General features: G+C 43.1%; 1 protein-coding gene. It reads left to right on the top strand.

Annotated features, from left to right (window positions below):
• Nucleotides 1-328: 328 nt before the first annotated feature.
• Nucleotides 329-911, top strand: a 583-nt coding sequence (locus ACP45E_RS22140; protein WP_141707492.1) for a DUF2804 family protein, incomplete at its 3' end; no start/stop codon positions are given.

Here is a 911-nt window from a genome sequence, read left to right as displayed (position 1 = left end):
GCCGTAAAACTGCCTTCATTCACCACTAAGATGAACGAAGCTAAGTCGGGCAGAAGGGCTATCAGTTTGGGATTGAGCATAGGGAATAGAGTGTTCTAACAATCGAGCCATAAAGCTGATTATTGCTGAAAAAAACCACCGAGTCATCATTAATAACGGTGATCACAAACGGTGAGGTGCATTTCTTCGCTTGCGCTGATACCTCATCAATTCAAAGTTTTTACTCTAATTGTGAACTCACTGTTGAAAAGTAAGTTAATAACCCTCCAAATAAAAGCCATAACGATGCAAACTAGAGTTATGTTATTAAATTGTTAAGTGTGAGCCTGTGTTCAATACTATCCCTGCGCCAGAGTCGCTTATTAGAGAAGACGGACAGCCCATATTTGGACAGTTTGATGGCGCTCCTTTAAGACTTGGGGTTGAGCACTTTCGCTACATCACAGAAATGGATAAGAAAGCAGGGAAGTGGGCCAAGTATTTTCATTATAAGCAATTTCAATTTACGAGCATTGTGACAGAAAATTATGTCATCGGTTTGGCCATTGCGGATATTCGCTATGCGACAAGCGCCTTCTGTTATCTTTATGACCTTAAAAAAGACCAATTATTAGAAGTCAGCTGGATCAAACCTCTCGGCATCGCCTCTACGGTGACAAATTCTCCGAGCAATGGCATCACAACACTGCATGGCGAACCGATTAAGTTCGATATTCAACAGCAACAGTGGCGAGTCGTGATCAACAACAACACGATTCATGCAGACCTCTTTTTTACGCCTCAGTTAAATAGCTTACCGTTGTCGATGTGCACGCCAACAGGGTATTCCGGCTGGACTTACACTCAAAAACACAATGCGCTCGCTGTGAGTGGGCAGCTTAGCATCGGTGGAGAGGATATCGGCTTGGATT

The organism is Vibrio genomosp. F10 str. 9ZD137, assembly GCF_049974785.1.
GTDB lineage: Bacteria > Pseudomonadota > Gammaproteobacteria > Enterobacterales > Vibrionaceae > Vibrio.
This window is presented reverse-complemented; position numbering and strand designations above follow the sequence as displayed.